We start from the raw sequence: 7766 nt of genomic DNA, 5'->3' as shown, positions 1-7766 counted from the left end.
CAGGGGGACTGGCATTGGTCATGGCGGGCATATCCGTTGTTGCGGCGGATGGGGCTGACAGGGCATGGGCTGCGATGCGGATGGCGGTGTCCACGGTTGCGGTATCCACGACCTGCCCCGCGCGGGCGCGGCGGTACAGTTCGGTCAGCGTGCCCTGTGCAAGGCCCACCCGTGCGGCCGTGCCCGTAATGGCGATACGGTTGCCACGGCAGGCCAGCCGGACATCAAATCCACGTTCAAGATGCAGGAGATGACGGTCGTGATCCCCCACAAGCTGCGCCAGAAGCGCATTATCCTCAAACTGCAGGGTCACGGTGCGGTCATTTGCCGCAGCCGTGCCATGGGGGGGAGGACGCCGCCCGCCACCGCGACGGGGGGCGTGGAGCGTGGATTGTGTCTGTTCTCTCAAGCCCTGTCTGTCTCCTCTGTCAGGACACCGCCCAGCGAGTTGGTGTAACGGTGGCGGATATCCACGTTGGCGATACGCCCGATCAGGCTGTCCGGCCCATCCACGTTCACGGCCTGCAGCCACGGGCTTTTCCCCGAAACCTGTCCCGGCTTGCGCCCGCGCCCGGTAAACAGGACGGGGGCGGTCACGCCCACCGTCGCATCGTTGAATGCATCCTGTTGTACGCGCAGCACGGCCTGAAGTTCCTGCAGGCGGGCATCCTTCACGTCCTCGGCAACGTGCATGGCGGCCCCTGCCGCGGGCGTGCCGGGGCGGGACGAGTATTTGAAGGAATAGGCCTGCGCGAAGCCGATATCGTTGATCAGGCGCATCGTATCGGCAAAGTCGGCATCCGTCTCGCCGGGGTGGCCCACGATGAAGTCGGATGACAGCGCAAGGTCGGGCCGCGCATCGCGCAGGCGGCCCACCAGCGCGCGGTATTCATCCGCCGTATGTCCCCGGTTCATGGCCGCCAGCACCCGGTCGGACCCGGACTGCACCGGCAGGTGCAGGAACGGCATGAGCTGGGGCAGGTCGCGATGGGCGGCGATCAGGTCGTCCTCCATGTCGCGCGGGTGCGACGTGGTGTAGCGGATGCGTTCGATCCCCACCTCATCGGCCAGCACGCGCGCCAGGCGCGCCAGCCCCCATGTACGCCCGTCGGGGCCATCACCATGATAGGCGTTGACGTTCTGGCCCAGCAGGGTGATCTCGCGCACGCCCGCCGCCACCAGACGTCGTGCTTCCGCGATCACGGCCTGTGCGGGGCGGCTGCTTTCGGCCCCACGCGTATAGGGCACGACGCAGAAGGAACAGAACTTGTCACACCCTTCCTGAATGGTCAGGAAGGCTGCCCCCCCGGCCGGGGCTTCGCGGTCGGCGGGCAGGAAGTCGAATTTCTGCTCGACGGGGAAATCCGTCTCGATCACCGCACCTGCCGCGCGCGCCGCGCGGGCGACCATTTCGGGCAGGCGGTGATAGGTCTGCGGCCCCAGCACGATGTCGACATACGGCGCGCGGGCCAGGATCTCGCCGCCTTCCGCCTGCGCGACACAGCCCGCCACGGCCAGAACCGTGCCTTCGCCGCGTTCGGCGCGGGCTTCCTTGACCTTGCGCAGGCGGCCGAGTTCGGAAAACACCTTTTCCGCCGCCCGGTCGCGGATATGACAGGTGTTGAGGATGATCATGTCCGCATCATCCGGCGTGCCCACGGCGCGATAGCCCAGCGGGCGCAGCACGTCCGACATCCGCTCGCTGTCATACACGTTCATCTGGCAGCCCCATGTTATGACATGAAGCCCCCGTGTCGCGGACGATGTGCTGGATTGCGGCTGGGCCACACCGGAAGGGGGAGACAGGCTGTTCACGGGTCAGGTATCCTCGGGCATCATCGCGGGCGGTTGCCCGCACAACGGGCGCAACACATCGGTGTACAGGTGCGCGCGGTCAAGTGCCTTGCCGTTGATAATAAGCCAAGGAACAAATGGTCTGCCCATCAACGCTCCCGGTCCGCATCATGGTGGGGTGCCGGGCGCGGCAACCCCTTCCTGCCGATATCGATCATGCCCGCCGGAATCGGGGGTATGTCAAGAAAGGATTGAGGGGATGGAGACAGTTTGCAACATGACCCGCGCCTTTTGGGCACCTATATGACATATTTGGAACTTATTAAGGTGGCGACGTTAATATCGGTTTGATCATGCATGCCGGGAATGGCAGTTATCACACAGTGGGAAACTGAACACACGCAGGACAGGAACAGGGGCGGCACCGTTTGACAGGATTGCGTCATTCCCGTCTGGCACGCCGCCTTAACGCGCGTGTCCGGCGCAGTGCCGGTTATGTAAGCCTGTGTGCAGCCATGACAGCCCTCGGGCCATGGGTTCCCGCCGCCATGGCGGCCGACCCGCAGGAATACACCACCACCCTGCGCCCGACCGGCAATGCAGACCTTGATGATGCGCTGCGGGCGTCATCGGACCTGCTGTCGCTGCAGAAAACACAGGCCGTCAGCCCCTTTGCGCTGACGGGGCGCATCCATAACGACTATTCCCGGCTGATCAGCGCGCTGGAAAGCTACGGCTTCTATGCGGGCGGCATCACCATGACCGTGACCGATGGCGGCGGCAAAACCGGCGCACCCATTGCAGGCAGCCATGACGGGCGTGATCCCGACCTGCCGGAATGGATGCAGTCCATCCCGGCGGGGCACAGGGCGCAGATCACCATCAGCGCCCGGCCCGGCGTGGCGTTCCGCATCGGCGTCGTGACGCTGAACCCGGACAAGGGCGATCCACCCGTTCACCTGAATGCGGATGAAATCAGGGCATTCGCCATGAAGCCCGGCATGCCCGCGCAGGCGGAAAGCGTGCTGGCCGCCGGCGTCACGCTCCAGACCGCCCTGACGGAGGAAGGATACGCGCTGGCCAGTGTCAGCAAGCCGCAGGCATGGCTGCGGCCCGACACGCATACGCTCGACGTCGCCTATACCGTCCATCGCGGGCCGGTGGTCAATCTGGGCGCGTTCGACTTCGCGGGGCTGCAGCGCACGCACCCGGCCTATATCGCGCGCAGGCTGACCATCGCACCGGGGGAGCTGTACCAGCCATCACGCATTGAACGCGCCCGGCAGGACATCGCCTCCACCGGGCTGTTTTCCGATGTGCAGGTGAACCATGGCGACACGCTGGCATCCGATGGGTCCATGCCGCTTGATTTTTCCTTCCGCGAGGGCAAGCGCCACAGCGTGGGCGCCGAAGGCGGCTATTCCACCGACCTTGGTGGCCGCGCGGGCGTGACATGGACGCATAACAACCTGTTCGGCAATGCCGAGCGGCTGCGGCTGACGGCGCTGATCACCGGGCTTGGCGGCTCGGCCGAGCAGGGGCTGGGCTATGACTTCTATGCCGACCTGCTGAAGCCCGATTTCGGGTCGCGCAACCAGAACATGAGCGCGCGCCTCGAAGGCATCAAGCAGGAACTCTATTCCTACCGGCAGACCGCGCTGCTGGCGCGCATCGGCATCGTCCGGCGCGTCAACCGCCACTGGAACGTGTCCTTTGGCGGGCAGATCGAGCAGGAACAGATCCAGCAGATGCGCACCAACAACAGCTATTTCATCGCATCCCTGCCGCTTTCGGCCAATTATGACGGCACGGGGGTGGACAACCCCATCACCCCCGCAACCCATGGGGTGCGGCTGGGGGCCAGCATCACGCCATCGGCGTCGCTGACCGATGGCACGTCGTTCTTCGCGATCATGCAGGCCACGGTCTCGACCTATTTCGACCTGAAGGCCCTGGGCCTGTCGCGGCCCGGCCGCAGCGTGCTGGCGTGGCGCGGCACCATTGGCAATGTGGAAGGGGCGTCGACCTTCGCCATTCCGCCCGACCAGCGGCTGTATGCCGGTGGCTCCGCCACGGTGCGCGGCTTCCGCTATCAGGGCGTGGGGCCGCAGTTCGCCAATACGCGCTATGCCATTGGTGGCACGTCCATGGATGCGGGGTCGTTTGAATACCGCCAGCGCATCATGCAGAAATTCGGCGCGGTGGGCTTTATCGACGCGGGCCAGGTCACGGCGGGCCGGACGCCGTTCCAGGGCACGGTGCGCGTGGGCGCGGGTGCGGGGGCACGCTATTACACGCCCATCGGGCCGGTGCGGCTGGACGTGGCCGTGCCGCTCAACCGGCCCGCGCGTGGCGACAAGTGGGAACTGTATGTGGGGCTGGGGGAAACGTTCTGATGTCTGATACGACCATCCCCCCCACGCCGCGCGGCCCGGCCCGGCGCGTCCTGCGCGCGACCGCCTTTGCCGTGGGCATTCCCGTGGGACTGGTGGCCGTGGCGCTGGGCATGGTGCTGGTGGCCGCCAATACCGGGGCGGGCCAGCATGAAATCGAACGGCGCCTGCCGGGGCTGACCGGCGGTAGCGTGCACCTGTCGGGGCTGGGGGGGCGTTTTCCCGATGCGCTGCATGTCCGGCATCTGGAACTGGATGATTATAAGGGCGCGTGGCTGTCGATTGATGACCTGCAACTGGACTGGTCGCCGCTGCGGCTGCTGACGCGGCGCGCGGTCATCAGCAACCTGTCCATGGCGCGCCTGTCCATCCCGCGGCTGAGCGAGGATGATCCCGCCCATCCGTCAAAGCCGGAAAAGGACACGTCAGGCAGCATCCACATGGGGGTCGATATCCGCGCGGTGCATGTGGCGCGGATTGACGTCGGCGCTGCCATTGCCCGCGTGCCCGCGTCCTTCAGCCTCAATGGTCATGCCAGCCTTGATGACATCGCCCCGGTGCTGGACCATTTTTCCATCGCCACCCTGCCGCCCGCCGATATCGCGCTGGACCTGAAGCGGCTGGACCAGCCCGGTGCGCTGTCGCTGGCCACGCGGCTGGACCGCGCCAATGTCGCGCTGGACCTGCATGCGCATGAGGAAGCGGGCGGGTTCGCCACAACGCTGAGTGGCCTGTCCGCCCTGGCGCCCATGGACCTGTCGCTGGGGCTGCATGGCCCGCGTGACGCCACCCGCCTTGCGCTGACGGCCACCGCCGGGGCCATCCACCTGCAGGCGGGTGGCCAGGTCGGGCTGGTCACGCATCACATGACGCTGGATGTATCGGGCAAAAGCGACCCTGTGACGATCAGCGGCGCGAACTGGCAGGGCATAAGCCTTGCCGCCCATGTGGGCGGCACGGTGGACCGGCCCACCGGCAATGGCACGCTGGATATCGATCGCCTGACCTATAACGACGCCGGTTTCACATCCCTGCACATGGTGGCTGACGGGCTGAGCGCGCAGGCGGGCGGGCAGGAGGAGCACGCCGCCCTCCATACCACCGTGACCGGACTGCGCATTCCCGGCAGCCAGCCCACGCTGTTCGCATCCGACCCGTTGCGGCTGGATGTGCTGTGGCGGCCCGATGCGGCCGGTGGGCCGGTGGCGCTGTCGCTGTCGCATCCGCTGGCGCAACTGACCGGGCAGGTCACGACGGCCCGGCCCATGGCCGCGACCTTCCATGCCGACCTGCCCGACCTTGCCGCGCTGGCGGCGGCAGGGGGGACGCAACTGCATGGCCATGCCGGGCTGGATGGCAATATCACACTTCCCACGGCGCAGCAGGCGGGGCCGTTCGCGCTGGACAGCCATATCGTGCTGGATGGCGGCCTGCCCATGGCGGTTGGCCTGATCGGGGACACCGGACACCTGAATATCGCAGGCACCATCGCCAGCGGGCCGGGCAGGGGGAATACGGTCATCTTTACCTCCCTGCTGGCGGAGGGACGGACCCTTCACCTTGATGCGACGCCTACCCGGCTGGTGACGGGGGAGCCGATGCAGGTTGATGCCACGGCGCATCTTGCCCTGTCGGACCTGCATGTGCTGGCCCCCACGCTGAAGGGGCAGGCACAGGCCGACCTGCATGCCACCGGGCCGGTCAATGACCTTGCGGCCAGCCTGAAGACGCAGGCCAGCATGGCGGCCAGCAACACGGCGGCGGGCAATGTGCAGGCCAGCCTGACCATGCAGCACCTGCCACAGGTCAGGGAAGGGGCGCTGGATATATCGGGTACGGTGGACCGTGCGCCGGTTCAGGTCACGGCCCGTCTGGACAGCAATGCCGATGAAAGCCGTCACCTGCAGCTTTCGCACCTGAACTGGAAAAGCCTGACGGGGCTTGCGGACATGACGCTGCCCAAGGGGCATGTGGTGCCGTCGGGCACGCTGGACCTGCACATGACGCGGCTGGCGGACCTGCGCGATCTTACGGGACAGGACATGAGCGGCCACCTGTCCGCCAGCCTGCGCAGCACCAGTGCGACCGCGGACAGCCCCGCCGCCCTGAGCGTGAACGTGGACAGTGCGCTGAGTGCGGCCATGGCGCGCGTGGACCGGCTGGTCCTGAAGGGCAGGGTGCAGGACCCAACGGGGGACGCGCCGGTAACCGACCTCGACCTTGTGGTGGATAACGCGCATTTCCGCGACATGGGGGGACACGCGCATGTCACCGCGAAAGGGCCGTTCGCCGCGCTGAACGTGGTGGCGCAGTCGGGGCTGGATACGCCGTGGACGGGGCCTGCCACCATCGACGCGGCGGTGGTGTCCAACATTCCCGCAAGCTCGGTAAACGTGCGCCGGCTGGAAGCGCAGGCCCGGCGCGAGGTCATCCGGCTGGATGCCCCGGCCACCGTGACCTATGGCAGGGAAACCGCGATCGACCACCTGCGGATCAGCCTTGCCCCGCCGCAGGGGCAGCCGGGCAGTGTGGAGGTCAGCGGCAGGATCAGGCCCACGCTGGACCTGCATGCGGCCATCAGCCGGCTGTCCCCCGACCTGCTTGTCCCCTTCATCCCCACGCTGCATGCGCAGGGGACGCTGTCGGCCGAAGCACGGCTGACCGGGACGCTCGATCATCCCTCCGGCCGGGTGACGCTGCAGGGGCGGGACCTGAAATACCACACCGATTATACATCGTCCCTGGCACCTGCATCGATGGAGGCCACGGCCAACCTGACAGCAGGCATGGCGCGGGTCGATGCGCAGATACGCGCGGGTACGCAGGTCAATCTGGGGCTGCACGGTACGGCCCCGGTCAACAGGGCGGGCCAGATCACGCTGCAGGCCGATGGCAATGTGGACCTTGCGGTGGCCAATGCCTATCTGGGCGCACAGGGCATGCAGGCGGGGGGTGCGCTGCAGGTCGCGCTGGGCGTGCGTGGCACGCCACAGCAGCCGCGCCTGAATGGCACGCTGAACCTGACCAATGGCGTATTCCATGATTACGGGCAGGGCATACAGCTGTCCGCCATGCACGGCACGGTCAATGCCATGGGGGACCGGCTGGTCATAGCCGACCTGAACGCGCAGGCGGGCAAGGGCACCATCGGTGTCACCGGCAGTTACGGGGTGCTGGAACCCGGCCAGCCGATCGACCTGCATATCCATGCCGATAACGCCCGGCCGCTGGCCAGTGACCTTGTGACCGCGACCATAAACGGTGATCTGGGCGTAAAGGGCCAGCTTGCCAGCCGGATCGATGCAACAGGGGGCATCACGCTCAAGCGCGTGGATGTCAACATTCCGGACTCACTCCCGACATCGGTGGCGCATCTGGATGTCATCCGCCCCGAGGATGCGGAGACGCAGGAAAAGGTGGTCCATACCTCGCCACTGGTGATCGGGCTGAACCTGGACGTGCGTTCACCGGGGCAGTTCTATGTGCGCGGGCATGGGCTGAACACGGAAATGCACGGCAGCATCCATGCGGGGGGCACCACTGTGGCGCCGGTGGTGACGGGTGGGTTCTCGCTGGTCA

4 protein-coding genes and 1 pseudogene are annotated in these 7766 nt (G+C 66.6%); 2 read left to right on the top strand and 3 right to left on the bottom strand.

The window, feature by feature from the left end; all coding sequences use genetic code 11:
* The 3 genes and pseudogenes from F1542_RS05450 to F1542_RS17350 all read right to left on the bottom strand — a co-directional run.
* Nucleotides 1-313: pseudogene (locus F1542_RS05450) on the bottom strand (phosphate starvation-inducible protein PhoH); the annotation flags it as partial.
* 92 nt (nt 314-405) lie between these two features.
* Complete coding sequence (miaB, locus tag F1542_RS05445; RefSeq protein ID WP_193732146.1) at nt 406-1815, bottom strand: tRNA (N6-isopentenyl adenosine(37)-C2)-methylthiotransferase MiaB; 1410 nt, start codon at nt 1813-1815, stop codon at nt 406-408.
* A 3-nt stretch (nt 1816-1818) separates the two neighbouring features.
* Nucleotides 1819-1944, bottom strand: coding sequence for a hypothetical protein (locus F1542_RS17350; RefSeq protein WP_256431440.1), 126 nt, complete (start codon nt 1942-1944; stop codon nt 1819-1821).
* A 287-nt stretch (nt 1945-2231) separates the two neighbouring features.
* Between F1542_RS17350 and F1542_RS05440 the strand changes: the two genes are divergently transcribed.
* Together F1542_RS05440 and F1542_RS05435 are read left to right on the top strand one after the other, a co-directional pair.
* Complete coding sequence (locus F1542_RS05440) at nt 2232-4190, top strand: autotransporter assembly complex family protein (RefSeq protein WP_193732147.1); 1959 nt, start codon at nt 2232-2234, stop codon at nt 4188-4190.
* The coding region (locus tag F1542_RS05435) for a translocation/assembly module TamB domain-containing protein (protein WP_193732145.1) at nt 4190-7766 on the top strand (3577 nt) is incomplete at its 3' end. The genes F1542_RS05440 and F1542_RS05435, both read left to right, overlap by 1 nt.

Source organism: Komagataeibacter sp. FXV3 (genome assembly GCF_015155755.1).
In the GTDB taxonomy this organism is placed as follows: Bacteria; Pseudomonadota; Alphaproteobacteria; order Acetobacterales; family Acetobacteraceae; genus Komagataeibacter.
The sequence above is the reverse complement of the archived record's forward strand: the minus strand, read 5'-3'. Positions and strand labels throughout refer to the sequence as shown.

Bases quoted from the DNA above. Each gene is read 5' to 3' on its own strand.
- F1542_RS17350 (WP_256431440.1), bottom strand. From the start codon at position 1,944: ATGGGCAGACCATTTGTTCCTTGGCTTATTATCAACGGCAAGGCACTT.